The 14,601-nt window shown below is 61.2% G+C and carries 14 protein-coding genes and 1 pseudogene; 5 read left to right on the top strand and 10 right to left on the bottom strand.

Annotated features, from left to right (window positions below; all coding sequences use genetic code 11):
- Positions 1-57 precede the first annotated feature (57 nt).
- Positions 58-954 carry an alpha/beta fold hydrolase gene (locus tag JQK88_RS02095; protein WP_192259663.1) on the bottom strand — a complete coding sequence of 299 codons (897 nt, stop codon included), beginning with the start codon at positions 952-954 and terminating at the stop codon, positions 58-60.
- Positions 955-1,345: 391 nt separating this feature from the next.
- On the opposite strand from JQK88_RS02095, the gene JQK88_RS02090 reads away from it, so the two are divergent.
- Positions 1,346-1,567, top strand: coding sequence for a KTSC domain-containing protein (locus JQK88_RS02090; RefSeq protein WP_192259665.1), 222 nt, complete (start codon positions 1,346-1,348; stop codon positions 1,565-1,567).
- A gap of 61 nt (positions 1,568-1,628) precedes the next feature.
- Here JQK88_RS02090 and JQK88_RS02085 read toward each other — a convergent pair whose 3' ends face one another.
- From JQK88_RS02085 to JQK88_RS02050, 8 genes and pseudogenes are all read right to left on the bottom strand, one after another.
- The gene (locus JQK88_RS02085; RefSeq protein WP_446669872.1) at positions 1,629-2,453 is read right to left on the bottom strand and encodes an isocitrate lyase/PEP mutase family protein; all 825 of its coding nucleotides are present in this window, start codon (positions 2,451-2,453) and stop codon (positions 1,629-1,631) included.
- Between the two features lie 229 nt (positions 2,454-2,682).
- Complete coding sequence (locus tag JQK88_RS02080; RefSeq protein ID WP_192259672.1) at positions 2,683-3,147, bottom strand: DUF2231 domain-containing protein; 465 nt, start codon at positions 3,145-3,147, stop codon at positions 2,683-2,685.
- 152 nt (positions 3,148-3,299) lie between these two features.
- A complete protein-coding gene (locus JQK88_RS02075) occupies positions 3,300-4,550 on the bottom strand; it encodes an NAD(P)/FAD-dependent oxidoreductase (RefSeq protein WP_192259674.1) in 1,251 nt (416 codons plus the stop codon).
- A 2-nt stretch (positions 4,551-4,552) separates the two neighbouring features.
- Positions 4,553-5,269: a methyltransferase domain-containing protein gene (locus JQK88_RS02070; protein WP_203277310.1), complete on the bottom strand. Its 717-nt coding sequence runs from the start codon at positions 5,267-5,269 to the stop codon at positions 4,553-4,555.
- On the bottom strand, positions 5,266-6,333 hold the full coding sequence (locus JQK88_RS02065) for a type III polyketide synthase (protein ID WP_192259678.1): 1,068 nt from the start codon (positions 6,331-6,333) through the stop codon (positions 5,266-5,268). The genes JQK88_RS02070 and JQK88_RS02065 overlap by 4 nt, the downstream gene beginning before the upstream one ends.
- 238 nt (positions 6,334-6,571) lie before the next feature.
- A pseudogene (locus tag JQK88_RS02060) lies at positions 6,572-6,808 on the bottom strand (L,D-transpeptidase); the annotation flags it as partial.
- A 47-nt stretch (positions 6,809-6,855) separates the two neighbouring features.
- A complete protein-coding gene (locus JQK88_RS02055) occupies positions 6,856-8,043 on the bottom strand; it encodes an acetate/propionate family kinase (protein ID WP_203277309.1) in 1,188 nt (395 codons plus the stop codon).
- The gene (locus tag JQK88_RS02050; protein WP_203277308.1) at positions 8,040-10,451 is read right to left on the bottom strand and encodes a phosphoketolase family protein; all 2,412 of its coding nucleotides are present in this window, start codon (positions 10,449-10,451) and stop codon (positions 8,040-8,042) included. The genes JQK88_RS02055 and JQK88_RS02050 overlap by 4 nt, the downstream gene beginning before the upstream one ends.
- A gap of 311 nt (positions 10,452-10,762) precedes the next feature.
- Here JQK88_RS02050 and JQK88_RS02045 point away from each other — a divergent pair, with 311 nt between their 5' ends.
- The 4 genes from JQK88_RS02045 (at position 10,763) to JQK88_RS02030 (ending at position 13,832) form a co-directional block, all read left to right on the top strand.
- Positions 10,763-12,754 carry a protein-L-isoaspartate(D-aspartate) O-methyltransferase gene (locus JQK88_RS02045; protein ID WP_192259684.1) on the top strand — a complete coding sequence of 664 codons (1,992 nt, stop codon included), beginning with the start codon at positions 10,763-10,765 and terminating at the stop codon, positions 12,752-12,754.
- A gap of 80 nt (positions 12,755-12,834) precedes the next feature.
- Positions 12,835-13,035, top strand: coding sequence for a hypothetical protein (locus tag JQK88_RS02040; protein ID WP_192259686.1), 201 nt, complete (start codon positions 12,835-12,837; stop codon positions 13,033-13,035).
- Between the two features lie 30 nt (positions 13,036-13,065).
- Entirely contained in the window at positions 13,066-13,308 is a 243-nt protein-coding gene (locus JQK88_RS02035; RefSeq protein WP_192259688.1) for a hypothetical protein, read from the top strand.
- 53 nt (positions 13,309-13,361) lie between these two features.
- Positions 13,362-13,832: a YbhB/YbcL family Raf kinase inhibitor-like protein gene (locus JQK88_RS02030; protein WP_192259690.1), complete on the top strand. Its 471-nt coding sequence runs from the start codon at positions 13,362-13,364 to the stop codon at positions 13,830-13,832.
- 220 nt (positions 13,833-14,052) lie between these two features.
- Here JQK88_RS02030 and JQK88_RS02025 read toward each other — a convergent pair whose 3' ends face one another.
- A complete protein-coding gene (locus tag JQK88_RS02025) occupies positions 14,053-14,484 on the bottom strand; it encodes a hypothetical protein (protein ID WP_192259692.1) in 432 nt (143 codons plus the stop codon).
- Between the last annotated feature and the right edge of the window lie 117 nt (positions 14,485-14,601).

Raw genomic sequence — 14,601 nt, 5'->3', positions numbered from 1 at the left:
CGATGCATCAGGTTCCAGCTTGTCCGATGAAGCCGAATGACTGCCGAGCCAGGCGCTTTATCGCCTGCCGTAACTGTCGAGAAAGCTCGCCAACAGCCCAGAAACCTCTTGTGGGGCCTCACGTGTTGGGAAGTGCCCGACCGCGTCCAGGACCACTCGTTTGTAGAAGGCAGTGAAATGCTCCTCCAGCCCTTCCGACGATGCGATCAGCACAACACGGTCGTCGCCACCATGAAGCGTCAAGGTCGGCACCGTGATGATCTTGACCGATGTTTGCCGGCGGGTCAGCTCCGCGTAGTGGGGATCGGGCTCCGCCTCACCCCAGCGAACCCGATAGGAATGCATTGTCACATCCGGCCAATCCGGATTTTCGAAGGATGCAGCCACTTCATCGAAAGTGGCATCGTCGAACCAGCCCAATGGGCTCCAGCTGTCCCATTGGAATCTGGCGAATTCCTTGCGGTTCTTTCTCACGAACTCGGCGCCGCGCGCCGTCGCCATGAACCATTGATACCAGAATGCTTTCGCCTGCTCAGGTGCTGGCGTTGCCGGCTTGCCAGGTTGCCAGCCAAGCGACAGCGCAGCACAGCAATTGATGCGATCCGGGAAAACCGACGCCAGGAGGTAGGAGATCCGTGCACCCCAGTCGTGCCCGACGACCGCAAAGCGGCTGAGGCCAAGGGCATCGGCAAAATCCAGTACGTCCTGCGCCATTGCGGCAATCTCGCCTGACCGCATGGTTTCTTTCGACAGGAACGATGTCCGTCCGAAACCTCGCAGCCACGGCGAAAACGTCCGAAAGCCCGCATCATGAAGGACCGGCGAAATACGCGCGTAAGTGGTCGCATCGTCCGGCCAACCGTGGAGCAGGACAACGGGCGGGCCGTTTTCTGGCCCGGCTTCGAGATAAGCGATGCGCAGCAGTGGCGTATCGCAAGATGAGACGGGGTTCATTTGCTCTCCGACGCTGTAACCGGCTGAGGAGAACAGCTAGGGCAAGCGACACCGTTGAAAAGGTCGTTCGAATTGTGCGGCCAAGCCCGATTTACCCGCAACCCTGTGAGCATAAGCGCCGCAATCACCCAAGGCACAGCGACCACCACATCATTTCCGCAGTCCACCAGTAGGAAGCGTTCCGGCCTCAGGGCACATGCCTATTGGGACCTGAGGCTGCCTTGGGTCGACTGTGACGACGACCTGCCGCGTATCGACCGATATTCCAGAAAGCGCGATGCGGAATTCGGCAATCCGCGTGACAGGTAGTGAGTGGTGATGAAAACCGGCTGTCCGTAGTGGAACCGGACAATCCCCAGCGGGTTTTGTCCGAGCGACATCGGGTGCCGACATGCCATCGACTGTAATCCGCAACACAAACTACGACCCGGCGACCAGGATCCTCTCCGTCTGGTTCGTGCCGAGCGGTATTCGCTATGACTATGAGGACGTGGCACCGGCAACCTACGCCGCTTTCAGAAAGGCCTCATCCAAACGCCGTTTCTTCAATGAATTCATTCGTGATCATCACAAATATCACCGCTTTGGGGAACGGCAGGCCGTCGGGAAATGAAGTGCTTGGTCGCCGGCCGCGCGGGGTCACTGTCCTGACAGCTTCTGCTTGATTTTCTTTATCATGCGTCGTGAGATTGATCCATGAAACGGTTCTCGATCCCGGCCCATTCAGACATGCGCACGATGTCCCCGAAGCCCGCGAGGTCGACGCTTGCTTCCGGCACCAGTGGCTTGCCTTGCCGCAAATCGTCGAGCGCCTGCTGCAGGGCATGGACAGCGCGGAACAAAAGCGTCGTCGGATAAAGGATCATGTCGTAGCCCATTTCATGCAACTCGGCAGGCGATTGCCAGGGCGTCTTGCCGCCGCGCTCCAGGATGCTCGTGGCCAGTGGAACGTTTCTGAACGCCTCGCCGACCTGCGTCAGCTCCTCCACGCTTTTTCGGCCCCTCGACGTAGACACCGTCGGCGCCGGCGTCGAGATAGCGCTTGCCGCGCTCGATCGCATCGCGCAGCCCGTGCGGCTGCCGCGCATCGGTGCGGGCAAGCAGGAAGAAATCCGGGTCGGCGCGTGCCGCGACGGCGGCGCGAATCTTTTGCTCCATGAATTCCGGCGCAACGACCTCCTTGCCTTCTGGTCCTCGATGAACAGAGCCGAGGCACCGATCGCCTCGTAGCTCCTGACGGTGCGCGTCACGTTCTTGACGTCGCCATAGCCGTCGTCGCCGTCGATCAGCACCGGCAGGTCGGAAGCCTCGACGATCTCACGTGCCCTGGCATGCTTTTCGCCAAACTGTTCGAGATCGATGTCGGGCACCGCGTGCATGGCCGCGACCATGGCGAACCCGCCGATCTGATAGGCTGGGAATCCGGCGCGCTCGATCAACCGGGCCGTCAGTGCGTCGCCCGCCGACGGCAACACCAGCGGCGCGTCATGATCAATCATCGATTTCCAGGATAGACGCCGGACCATTTTCGAACCTCCCGTCGGAAACGCGATCGATAGATCGAGGTTCCCGGCGCTTTCGGGAGAGTGTTTGGCCCGACATTGTGACAACGCTGAAGCTGACACCGTCAAAGCGCCGATTTCATGGGGCTCGCACGTGCCGTGGGAGGTAAAGGGCGGCGCTTCACCTCAGTGAAAGATCTTTAGCCCGGTTGCAAGCCGCGCCGGTTCAGCGCAATTCGTCCGAACCGTCAGCGACACCCACGCGATGCCGATAGACCATTTCCCATCCCTTCCAGCCTGTAAACAGCAAGATGAGAACCACTATCAACGAGAGGATCAGGCCAGTGGGAACCACAGCCGCCTCCCCATGTTCGTATCGGGAATACCAGTTGTAAAGTTCGATCAGGACGACGAGGATATTTCCCCCTGCATGAAGCCATGCCGTGGTGAGATTACGAATCTGAACATCGCCCAGAACGTCGGTCAAGCCGGCAAGAGCGGCCAGGGCCGCCATTATCAGGCCCGCTCCGAGAAGCCACAATGAACCGGTGACCCATCCCGGATTGCCTGTTCGCCAGAAGATCAAGTCGCAAACGAAGGTAGCTACAAAAAAAGCGATAGGGAATGGAATCAACATGGGATGAATTGGATGGCCGGCGACGCTGGCTGTGCTGTGCGGGTTGTGGGTCATCGTGATGCCTCCAACAAATGTGGCGCGTGACGCTCATAAAGCTCCGCTGAGCAATTGAGGCAAATAGCCTCAAAACCTTGGTAAACGCTGGTTCCGATGGAATGTTCCTAAGCTTGCTCGGACAATGCCGCGAACGGAAGCCGCAGCGCGGATCACCCAAGACCGGGGATCGCCCTCGTCTTGCCGCTCATATGCGCGCCCAGTGTCAGTGCTAGCGGAAAATTCCGGACAGCCGCGCCTATCAATGCCGCGCCTCCGGGACGCAGGGCCATTCCCGCGAGAGCCGCGGCCGCGTAGACACGCGTCGAAAACAGTCCTCTCCAGGCGGCCTGGTAGCGTCTGCCGGTACCTTCGCGCCCTGCCCGGTCGCTTGGCGCATCAGCGAGTTCCGTGGCTAGCAGCCAGCTGGACTGAAGTGCCATCGAGATGCCTTCGGCGATGATTGGATGAGACTCCCCGGCGGCATTGCCGACACGGAAGATATCGTTTTCATAACAGGCGCGGATGCCAGGCCGGATCGGGCCCGCTGCAAGCCACGGACCGTCGAGGCGGGCTCCGTCCAGAGCATCGCTCACCCCCCGACAGGAAGTCATGAGATGGCGAAAGACCGCGTCAGCGGCCGACGGATGGCCGTCCTGCCTAGGGTCATCAGGTTCGGAGCCACGGGTCTTGCGCAGCCGCGCGAGCATGTCACGCCTTATGCAGCACGAGATCGACAGCCGGCCATGATCGGCCAGGACCATGCCGCCATAACCGCCGGGAAATAGCAGCAGAGGCATCAGATCAGGCGAGAGTGATGCCCCGGTGAAGTGCGCCTTGAAGCCGAGCAGGTCCGACGGGTGGCAGACCTTTCCGAGCTGGCTTGGCAGCTGTCCCGGTTCCCAGGAGCCATGCGCGGCGACGACCACCGGAGCCCGCAAGAATGTCGTCCCGTCCCCGGAATTCTCGTCTTTTGCCTGAATTCGCACCGCTTGCATGCCGCCGTCCTGATCAATGGCGACAGCGCGGCAAGGCTGGAAGATTTCGGCGCCCGCCGATCGCGCCGCCTGCAGCAGTAAAAAATCCAGCATGTCCCGGCCCAGCGCCCGGCCGAAGGCCCCCTTTACAGGAGGCTCGTATTTTGCACCCGGCATCGGCGCCTCGATGCAAGTCGCGCCGGAAAAGAAGCCGACGCGGCGGATTTCGGGGCCGGCATTGGCGCGCCAGGCCGCCCCGATCTCCAGCCGGTCGAGAAGCGCTAGATTGCTTGCCGAGATGAATTCGCCGCACACCTTGCGGCGCGGGAACATTTTCTTTTCCACGATCGCCACGGCCCACCCGCGTCGGGCCAGCAGCAGCGCCAGTGAGGTGCCCGCCGGCCCGGCGCCGACAACAATCGCATCGTGGGTGGATGGTCGCCTCATGGTCATCCCCAGCCGGCATGGGCCCCGGCGCCGACGAAGACGTGCGAAAAGGGACGGGCACGCCGCTCCTCGAGTGGCCTGCCGCCGGCCGCAAGCCAGAGGTCGGAAAGCTCCCTGCCACGAAAGCCGGCGCGCACGCTCTGAGCCGCGTCATGTCGCGTGACGTCGTTGGCGCCGATCGCCGGGAGAAGCCGGGTCGCGGCCAGCGCGAACCTTGCCCTCAGCGGTTCCGTCGCCAGGAGCAGCGGGGCTTTCCACGCCAGCAGTGAAAACAGACGCACGAGTTCGGCGTCATCGAAATGATGCAGGAACAGATTGACGGTGATCGCGTCGAACCGCTCGCCCCCGGTCCCTTCGGCCCAGTCGAAGACGTCAGCGGTGATGACTTCGGTGCTCCATCCCAGCCTGTTGAATTCGGCGAGGGTTCCGGTGCTGGCAAGGCCGACGCGGTCGAGCAAGGTCAGCTCTACCTCGGGCCAGTGCCGTGCCAATCGCCTTCCGAGCTTGAGCATGAAGGTGCCGTCGCCGGCGCCGATCTCCAATATGCGGTGCGGCGGTCTCGGCAGGAATTTCCTGAGCAAAGACGCCATGATCGGCGCCTGAAACATCAACGCGTTGATCCATCGGAGGTCGCGGCGCGAGGCGAGCGCCCGCGGATCGTCGGCCGCAAGCCCGTCAAGGATTTCCGGGACGAGGCTGCGGTGACTGAGCGCGTTCATGACACGGTTCGAAAAAGCATGGTTTCGGCCGTCAGTCCGGGCCCGAACGACATCCCGCAGCCGAGCAGTCCGGATGGGGCCTTCAGCATTTCTTCCATCACGAACATGACCGTCGCCGACGACATGTTGCCGTTTCGGCGCAGCACCTCGCGCGATGGCGTGAGCGCGGCGGGCGCGAGTTTCAGCGCCCTCTCGACGGCATCGAGGACCGAACGTCCGCCGGGATGCACGGCCCAGAGGTCGATCGCGTCCGGTGGCCGGTCGCCGAGAAAGGCGTCCTGGTTGCTTCGCAACACGTCTTGGATCGCCGTCGGCACCTGGCCGGAGAGAACCATGTCGAAGCCGTGGTCGCGAATATCCCATCTCATCAGGTCGCGCCGCTCATCCGCGACCATGCAATGAAAGCTGTCGAGTTCAATGCCGGGCGGCTCGGCGGTGACAAGAGTTGCCGCGCAGCCATCCCCCCAGAGGCAGAAGGACAGCAGCTTTTCCAGTTCGGGGCTTTCCCTGAGATGCAAGGTACAGAGCTCGATATTGACCAGCAGGACCTTGGCCCGCGGATCCGACCTGACGATGTGGCGGGCAAGCTTGAGGCCGTTGATCGCCGCGTAGCAGCCCATGAACCCGATCATCGTGCGTTCGATGCCGTCCGGCAGGCCGCAGCGTTTGACCAGGTCCAAGTCGATGCCGGGCGCGGAAAATCCGGTGCAGGTGGTGACGATGAGATGGGTGACACGCGACGCCTCGTCGCCAAGGTGCAGCCCGTCGACGGCTTTTTGCGCCAGCACAGGGGCGGCTTCACCGAACATCGCCATTCTCGCGGCCGTTCCTGGAAACGCGCCGCGAATGAAGGTTCCGCCAAGGTCGGCGGATGGCCCTTCCGGGTCGAGAGCAGGTGCGAAGCAGGAATAGCGGCTCTCGATGCCGGCGAGGCCGGCCATGCGTTCGAATACCCTGCGGTGATTGGCGGCGAGCATGGAGGCCGCGAACCGCAGATAGAACCGATGAACCTCATGTTCAGGAACCGCTGTCGCAATCCGGTTGATATAGGCGCTAGCGGGCATTTCCGTCTCCCAGGGCTCCGCGCGCTGCATGGCGGATGCCCGAGTGGTCTTGCTCAATGGCACCAGTGTTAGCGCGCCTGGTTTGAGCGTTGCCTATTCCATGAACGCTTCATAGAGCCGATTTCATCCCGGGCGGCCGCACCGCCGCGGACACCATATTGGTCCCGCAATCGGGGATCGTGCGCTTCCATGTCGGTGTCGCGGCTGGCGAACGCTGCGGCCGCGTGTCGCCAGCGTCCGCCATCTCGTCCTTGAAGCTAACTTTCGTGCCCTTCTGCACCATGGCAGCGAGGTCTTCGACATCCCAGTTGGTCAGCCGGATGCAGCCATGCGAGAAGGTCGTGCCGAACTTGCCGGGTTCGGGCGTGCCGTGAATGCCGTAGCTTTCCATAGAGAGATCAATCCAGATCGATCCCACGGGATTGTTAGGCCCCGCAGCGATGGTGAAAGGCCGCTTGGTCCTCACTCCCTTGAAGAACGGCAAGGCTGGTCCCAAGGTGAGCAGAAGCCGGCTCGCTCGCCTTAAGTTGCGGATCCGACTTGCATCACCGCGCGGCTATGGCGCGCGATGACGCTTTCCTCGTCAGTCGCAATCACACGCACTTCCACCTTGCTGTCCGGGCGGCTGACGATCTCGGCGCGGGCGTCGTTGGCCAGTTCATCGAGCGCCACGCCGAGCCAAGTCAATTTTTCGCACATCGACTTGCGGATGGACGATGACCGTTCGCCGATGCCGGCTGTGAACACGAGGCATTCGAAACCACCCATGGTGTTTGCGAGCGCTGCTGCTTCCCGCGCGGCGCGGAAGGCGAAAAGCTCGATCGCCTCGCGGGCGCGGGGGTCGCTGCTTGCCTCCAGCATGCGCATGTCGCCCGAAATGCCGGATACCCCGAGCAGTCCGGATCTCTCGTAGAGCATTGTTTGCAACTCGTCTGCTGCCATGCCCCTTTCCAGCAGGAAGTACAACAGCACGCCGGGATCGATGGCGCCGCACCGCGTACCCATGACAAGACCATCCAGTGCCGAAAAGCCCATCGTCGTATCGACGCTTTTTCCCTCGCGCACAGCGCAAAGGCTTGCCCCATTGCCGAGATGAGCGACGATTGTCCGTTTCGCCGCGAGCGCGGGCGATATCTCGCTCAGCCGCCCAGCAATATATTCATAGGAGAGGCCATGAAATCCGTAGCGCCGCAATCCTTCCCGTTCATATTTTTGCGGCAGGGCAAAGCGCCGCACAAGCGGATCGATCGTGTGGTGGAACGCGGTATCGAAACATCCGACTTGTGGCAGATCCGGTTGCAATGCAGCTATCGCGCGAACTGGCGCGAGACTGCGAGGCTGATGCAAAGGCGCAAGTGCGGTCAGCCTTTCCAGGGCCTCAATGGTAGCGGGCGTCAGGCGGACAGGTTTGCTGAACTTGTTTCCGCCATGCACGATACGGTGGCCGATGCAGATCAGTTTTCTTCCACCAAGTTCGCCCTTCACCAAACGCAGTATTTCGGCAATCCCCGCGCCATGCGGAGCGTCCGCAGTGAACTGCCTATCACACTGCACTGTTCCATCGGCCGCCCTTGCGGTCAGTCTGGGCGCGTCGCCCAGATCCAGAGTGCCGCGCGAAACGAGCAGCTGGCCATCCGACGAGCCAAGATCGTATAGCGCGAACTTGACGCTCGACGAGCCGGCATTCAGCGCCAGGATCGACTGACTCATCGACCAGCCTTAGCCCCGTTCGCAGCCGGCCAACTCCATTTCTGGATCTCGGGCATGTCTTCGCCGTGCTCGCGGACATAGGCCTTGTGCTTGGCCAGCCTGCCGTGAAGTTCGGCGGCGAGGCTTTCAGCCCTTTCGGCCAAGCCCGGCACGCGTGTGATCGCTGCAAGTGCGAGGTGGTAGCGATCGAGTTTGTTGAGCACCACCATGTCGAACGGAGTCGTCGTGGTGCCCTCCTCGCGAAAGCCGTGCACATGCATGTTGTCATGATTGGCACGACGGTAGGTAAGGCGGTGGATGAGATAGGGATAGCCGTGATAGGCAAAAATCACCGGCCTTGTTTTCGTGAACAGCGCGTCGAAAGCCTGGTCGGTGAGGCCGTGCGGATGCTCGGTATTCGACTGCAACGTCATCAGGTCGACGACGTTGACAACGCGGATTTTCAGATCGGGGATTGCAGAGCGAAGAATGTCCGTCGCAGCCAGCGTTTCCAGCGTCGGCACGTCGCCAGCACAGGCCAGCACCACATCCGGCTCCTCGCCTTTTGAAACCGTGCCGGCCCATTCCCAAATGCCCGCGCCGGCCTTGCAGTGCGCTTCAGCGTCTTCGATAGACAGCCATTGCGGCGTCGGCTGCTTGCCAGCGGTAATGACATTGATGCGGTTGTAGGTTCTCAGGCAATGGTCGGTAATCCACAGCAGCGTGTTGGCATCCGGCGGAAAATAGAGCCTGACCGTGTCGGCCTTCTTGTTGGCGACAAAGTCGGCAAAGCCCGGGTCCTGATGACTGAAGCCATTGTGATCCTGGCGCCAGACATGAGAGGTCAGCAGGTAATTGAGCGAGGCGATCGGCTTGCGCCAGGCAAGCTCGCCGGAGGTTTTCAACCATTTCGCATGCTGGTTGACCATAGAGTCGACGATGTGGATGAACGCCTCGTAGCATGAGAAGAGGCCGTGGCGGCCGGTGAGCAGATAGCCTTCCAGCCAACCCTGGCAGAGATGCTCGCTCAACGCTTCCATGACACGGCCGTCGCGGGAAAGATGGACGTCGTAGGGTTCGATGCGTTCCATCCAGATCCGATCCGTGACCTCGAACACATCGTCAAGGCGATTGGAAGACGTCTCGTCCGGTCCCATCAGCCGGAAATTCCGCGCTTTGGCATTAAGGCGAAAGACCTCGCGAAGATAGCCACCACAAATCCGTGTCGCTTCGGCAATAACACCTCCAGGCCTAGGCACTTCGAGCGCCAGACTTTTCCAGTCCGGCAGCGCCAGGTCGCGCTTCAACAACCCGCCATTCGCATACGGAGTTGCGCCCATGCGCTTTGTTCCAGTTGGAGCAAGGGCCGCGAGTTCGGGCAGCAGATGTCCACCCTTGTCGAACAGTTTTTCCGGTTCGTAGCTTCGCATCCAGGTCTCCAGGATCTTGCGGTGCTCGTCATTGCCGCGGGCATTCGATACCGGCACTTGGTGCGAGCGCCAGAAACCCTCGACTTTTTCGCCATCGACCTCCTTCGGACCAGTCCAGCCCTTGGGGCTGCGCAGGACGATCATCGGCCACTGCGGACGTTCGCCACGCCATCCCGGACCTCGCGCCTGTTCCTGAATGGAACGGATCCGATCGAGCACCCTGTCGAGCGTCTTGGCCATCGCCTGGTGCATGGCGACCGGCTCATGGCCTTCGACAAAGAACGGTTCGTAGCCATAGCCAGTGAAGAGGTTGCGCAGCTCCTGGTCATCCATGCGGCCGAGGATCGTCGGGTTGGCGATCTTGTAGCCGTTGAGATGAAGGATCGGCAGCACCGCACCGTCCGAGGCTGGGTTCAGGAACTTGTTGGAATGCCAAGCTGTCGCGAGCGGACCGGTTTCGGCCTCGCCGTCGCCAACCACGCAGGCAACTACCAGATCCGGATTGTCGAACGCCGCGCCGAAAGCATGGACCAGGGCATATCCGAGTTCGCCGCCCTCATGAATGGAGCCGGGCGTTTCGGGCGCCACATGACTTGGCACCCCGCCTGGAAAGGAAAATTGCCGGAACAGTTTTCTCAGGCCGTCTTCGCCTTGGCCGATATCGGGGTAGATCTCCCCATAGGTGCCCTCTAGCCAGGTATTGGCGACCATTGCCGGACCGCCATGTCCTGGACCGCAGATAAACAGCACATCGAGATCACGCTCGCGGATAATTCGGTTCAGATGCAGGTAGAGGAAATTGAGGCCCGGCGTCGTACCCCAATGGCCGAGCAACCGCGGCTTGACGTGCTCGGCTTTCAAGGGTTCGCGCAGCAGCGGATTGTCGAGCAGATAGATCTGGCCAACCGAGATGTAATTCGCGGCGCTCCAGTAGCGGTTCATGAGATCGATCCGTTCGAGGCTGATCGCCTGCGTCGTCGCGGCAGCCTTGTCGTTCATCGCCCAATCTCCAGTATCAGCTCTCCAGCATCAGTTCGCTGGAGATAACTGGAGCGACTTCGCGTCTGAGCAAGCCCAAATTGGCGATGGCGTACGAAGCAATGGCCAAGCGCCGCTTGGGCAGGAAACCGTCGGCGTCTCCAAAGGGGCCATGGACTTGTCTTGCAATACAGAAGGAACTTTGAGGCCCTCCAGCGGTTAGAGGCATGAACCGGGAGAAAGCCGCTGAAGGCAGAGGACGTGGCTGATCGGCTATCGTCGAAGGATATCCTCGAACGTTGCGGACAAGCGGCCGCCAAAGGGAGCTGAAAATGCTCGATCTTCCTCGTGCTCGCGACCGAATGGTCAATGTTCATATCGGCCGGCGTGGCATCCGCGATCGCGAGATCCTGCAGGCCATGCGCGAAGTTCCGCGCGAGGCTTTCGTCGATCCCGGCTTCGAAGAATTCGCGTATGAAGACGGGCCACTGCCCATCGCTGACGGCCAGACCATATCGCAACCCTACATCGTCGCGCTCATGATCGAGTTGGCGGCTGTCAAGGCTGGTGACCACGTTCTGGAGGTTGGCACCGGCTCGGGCTATGCGGCGGCCGTGATGAGCCGAATCGTCGAACAGGTCTACACGATCGAGCGTCATCCCGGATTGGCCGAAACCGCGAAGCGTCGGTTTGAAAGACTTGGCTACGAGAACATCGCGGTCAGGACTGGCGACGGCACCAAGGGCTGGCCGGAGGCAGCGCCCTATGACGCCATCGTGGTGGCGGCCAGCGGACCCGGCGCGCCGCTCGCCCTGCAAGAGCAACTCGATGTCGGCGGCAGGCTTGTCATTCCGGTCGGCGACGATCTGGATTCGCAACGTCTGCTCAAGGTCACCCGAACAGGCGCCGCGACTTACAGTGAGGAGGATTTCGGCGGCGTGCGGTTCGTCGCTCTCATCGGTGAGCAGGGCTGGGCCGAAAGCGGCGAAATCGCCGAGGTCGATCGTCCTCTGCGACATCCGCCCCCGGTCAGCCTGCCGGATATGATCGCGGCGGCGGCCGAACCGCTTCCGGATTTCGACGATCCAGCCTTCGGCGATCTGTTCGATCGGTTCGCCGACCGGCGCGTCATTCTGCTTGGCGAAGCAAGCCATGGCACATCGGAGTTCTATAGGGCGCGCGCGGCAATCACCCGCAGGCTCATCGAGAAGCACGGTTTCACAATCGTTGCGGTCGAGGCGGATTGGCCTGATGCCGCAGCGATCGACCGCTACGTTCGCCACCGCAAGCCGCGAGCGGGGGCGGTTGCACCATTCCAGCGGTTTCCGACCTGGATGTGGCGCAACACCGATGTCGCGGCCTTCACCGACTGGATGCGTCACCACAACGAGAAGCTCGAGCCATCCAGGCAAGCAGGGTTCTACGGCCTCGACATCTACAACATGAACGGGTCCATAGAAGCGGTTCTCGACTATCTTGACCGGGTTGATCCGCAGGCCGCAAAGATCGCCCGCGAGCGCTATGGCTGCCTGACCCCGTGGCAAAACGAACCGTCCACTTACGGCCGGGCGGCGCTGACCTCGGGCTACCAGGAATGCGAGCAGGCCGTTCTCGAGCAATGCCGAGATCTGCTCGCCAGGCAACTGGACTATGCCCGACAGGACGGCAACGACTTCCTCGATGCCGCTCAGAACGCCCGGTTGATAGCCTCCGCCGAACGTTATTACCGGATCATGTACTATGGCGGCGCACAATCCTGGAACCTGCGCGACACGCATATGTTCGAAACGCTGGAACATCTGCTGGACGCCAACGGGCCGAATTCCAAGGCGGTTGTTTGGGCGCACAATTCGCATATCGGAGATGCCCGCTACACCGAAATGGGCGTTGTCCGCGACGAGTTGAATATCGGCCAGCTTTGCCGGCAACGATTCGGCGACCAGGTTGCCCTGGTCGGTCTGGGCACGCATTCCGGCACTGTAGCCGCCGCCTCCGGCTGGGGCGAGGAGATGAAGGTGAAGCAGGTGCGGCCCTCACACGCCGACAGCTACGAGCGGCTTTGCCATGACTGCCGCATTCCGCGTTTTCTGCTCGACCTGAAGCGCGACGAGGCGCTGCGCGAGCGGCTCCTGGATCGCAGGCTGGAACGCTTCATCGGGGTGATCTACCGGCCGAAGACCGAACTGCGCAGCCACTATGCCGACGCCTCCCTGCCCCAGCAATTCGACGCCTTCGTATGGTTCGACAAAACCACTGCGGTGACGCCGCTTGGTCCGGAGCATGCAAGAGCTGGTGTTCCGGACACTTATCCGTTCGGACTTTAGCCGTCGGCGAACGGCAAATGGCCCGGAACATTTCAGCCGGCCCGTGGTTTTGAAACCGAACCTGTCGAAGGAGCTGTCTCATGACCACGACCAGACATCCAAAGTGGCCGAGCGATGCCGACCTGGCGAACAATCCGGGCATCGGAACCTCCAAGGGCACGATCAAGGAAGGCGACGAGCTCGACCTTGAAGGGGAGAACACAATCGAAGGCGATGTCGAGAACGACACGACGACCGCCGGCGGGATCAATCCAAGGCAGAAAATGCGAACGAACAAATAGCTGCCGAATTGCACGAGAAAGGAGGTGTCGATGGCCGGAAACAAAACGCACGAGCAAAGCCTTCGCGTAATCGAAAAGCGCGAAAATACCAAGAATGCCGGCAAGGACTTCGACGCGAAGACGGAGCTGGGAAAGACCGACGCTGAACGCGCAGCCCCGCGGCAGGACAACCTCAGACCCAAGCTGAGGGATATTGCCGACCCCGATGATCGGAACATCATCCGCGGAAAGAACCAGGAAAGTTCTCACAACAAGCGTCGGGGAGGTCGTTGAGGTCGACCCCATGCACCGACATCGGCGTAGCAACTCTCCCGAAGGAGTAACTCATGCCACTCACGCTCAGTAGTTCCGCCTTTGCCGAAGGCGCAAAAATCCCTGAAAGATATACGCGGGACGGCAAGAATGTGTCTCCGCCGCTCAAGTGGTCGGGGGCACCTGATGATACAAGGAGCTTCGTTCTCGTCGTCCAGGATCCGGATGCGCCAAGCGGAACATTCGGCCATTGGGCGGTGTTCAACATGTCCCCGGACACCCAGGAGCTTCCCGAGGCGGCAAGCGGCAAGCCGGGTCCGCAGGCCCTAAGACAGGCGACGAACGATTTTGGCAACGCGTATTATGATGGCCCTCAACCACCGGTCGGACACGGCGTCCATCACTATCATTTCCAGCTGGCCGCGCTCGACACACCAAACCTTGCCATCCCGGCAAGCGCCGGCATCCAGCGTATCTGGCAGGAAGCGCAAAAACATCTGCTCGAGCAGGCAGAACTCGTCGGAACGTACGAACGGATTCGATGAGTTGCATCCAGGCTATGGTTGGTTCTCGCGGCCGGCGGGCCATTGTTGCTGGTTATATTGACGGCCTATGTCGTGTTAACACGCCGCCGCCCTGGCCCCGCTGAACGTGGGAAAGTGACTGCGTAACTGACCGGCTGTGTCGCCAGAACAGGCGCTGATCCAGAAATGGGGCGGTCGGGAATCGCACGGCTGCGGGCACGCGACAATTCCCAACTCTTGGTCAGTGCATGATCCTTTGCCTCAACCATGCGAGAAACCTGTTCCCGCCGATCCCTGCGCGGACCCGAGCGGCGGCCCACCGTGCTGTCATGGTAGCGCCTACATGACAATCGCAGACGATGTCGTGCAGTTGCCGGTCATTCAGTTCGAAGAAGCGCTTGGCCTCGCCATACGTGTCATCCCTTAGGCCCGACGCGCGTAGCACCGTGTCTTCGAAGGCAACAGCAATTGCCGACCCTTCGCCGCGTGCCATGGCACGTGCCTCCGGGTGCAGATGTTCGGTGCCTGTAAATGCGCCAAGGCATCGTTCGGGATTCTGCTCGAGAAGTTCAGCCCAACGCGCGATGCGCTCGTTTCGTGTCATTTCCAAATGTGGCGCCGAGGGCTCAATCCCGGCGATGGCATGCAGTTGGTCGAGTGTCTGATGTTTCATGGTCCGCTCCTGTTGCGAAAAGCGCCCAGCCTTCAGGGGAATTACCGCGCGGCGATGCTTCGACAAGAGCGGAAGGCTGACAGAACTCATCACTGCCAAATTCAACTGGCTGGATCG

The organism is Mesorhizobium caraganae, from assembly GCF_016836705.1.
In the GTDB taxonomy this organism is placed as follows: Bacteria; Pseudomonadota; Alphaproteobacteria; order Rhizobiales; family Rhizobiaceae; genus Mesorhizobium; species Mesorhizobium caraganae.
The sequence above is the reverse complement of the archived record's forward strand: the minus strand, read 5'-3'. Positions and strand labels throughout refer to the sequence as shown.

What these genes read in the sequence shown, in the direction of transcription:
- JQK88_RS02095 (WP_192259663.1), bottom strand. Translation starts at nt 954, where the DNA reads ATGAACCCCGTCTCATCTTGCGATACGCCACTGCTGCGCATCGCTTAT.
- JQK88_RS02090 (WP_192259665.1), top strand. Translation starts at nt 1,346, where the DNA reads ATGCCATCGACTGTAATCCGCAACACAAACTACGACCCGGCGACCAGG.
- JQK88_RS02085 (WP_446669872.1), bottom strand. Translation starts at nt 2,453, where the DNA reads ATGATTGATCATGACGCGCCGCTGGTGTTGCCGTCGGCGGGCGACGCA.
- JQK88_RS02080 (WP_192259672.1), bottom strand. Translation starts at nt 3,147, where the DNA reads ATGACCCACAACCCGCACAGCACAGCCAGCGTCGCCGGCCATCCAATT.
- JQK88_RS02075 (WP_192259674.1), bottom strand. Translation starts at nt 4,550, where the DNA reads ATGAGGCGACCATCCACCCACGATGCGATTGTTGTCGGCGCCGGGCCG.
- JQK88_RS02070 (WP_203277310.1), bottom strand. Translation starts at nt 5,269, where the DNA reads ATGAACGCGCTCAGTCACCGCAGCCTCGTCCCGGAAATCCTTGACGGG.
- JQK88_RS02065 (WP_192259678.1), bottom strand. Translation starts at nt 6,333, where the DNA reads ATGCCCGCTAGCGCCTATATCAACCGGATTGCGACAGCGGTTCCTGAA.
- JQK88_RS02055 (WP_203277309.1), bottom strand. Translation starts at nt 8,043, where the DNA reads ATGAGTCAGTCGATCCTGGCGCTGAATGCCGGCTCGTCGAGCGTCAAG.
- JQK88_RS02050 (WP_203277308.1), bottom strand. Translation starts at nt 10,451, where the DNA reads ATGAACGACAAGGCTGCCGCGACGACGCAGGCGATCAGCCTCGAACGG.
- JQK88_RS02045 (WP_192259684.1), top strand. Translation starts at nt 10,763, where the DNA reads ATGCTCGATCTTCCTCGTGCTCGCGACCGAATGGTCAATGTTCATATC.
- JQK88_RS02040 (WP_192259686.1), top strand. Translation starts at nt 12,835, where the DNA reads ATGACCACGACCAGACATCCAAAGTGGCCGAGCGATGCCGACCTGGCG.
- JQK88_RS02035 (WP_192259688.1), top strand. Translation starts at nt 13,066, where the DNA reads ATGGCCGGAAACAAAACGCACGAGCAAAGCCTTCGCGTAATCGAAAAG.
- JQK88_RS02030 (WP_192259690.1), top strand. Translation starts at nt 13,362, where the DNA reads ATGCCACTCACGCTCAGTAGTTCCGCCTTTGCCGAAGGCGCAAAAATC.
- JQK88_RS02025 (WP_192259692.1), bottom strand. Translation starts at nt 14,484, where the DNA reads ATGAAACATCAGACACTCGACCAACTGCATGCCATCGCCGGGATTGAG.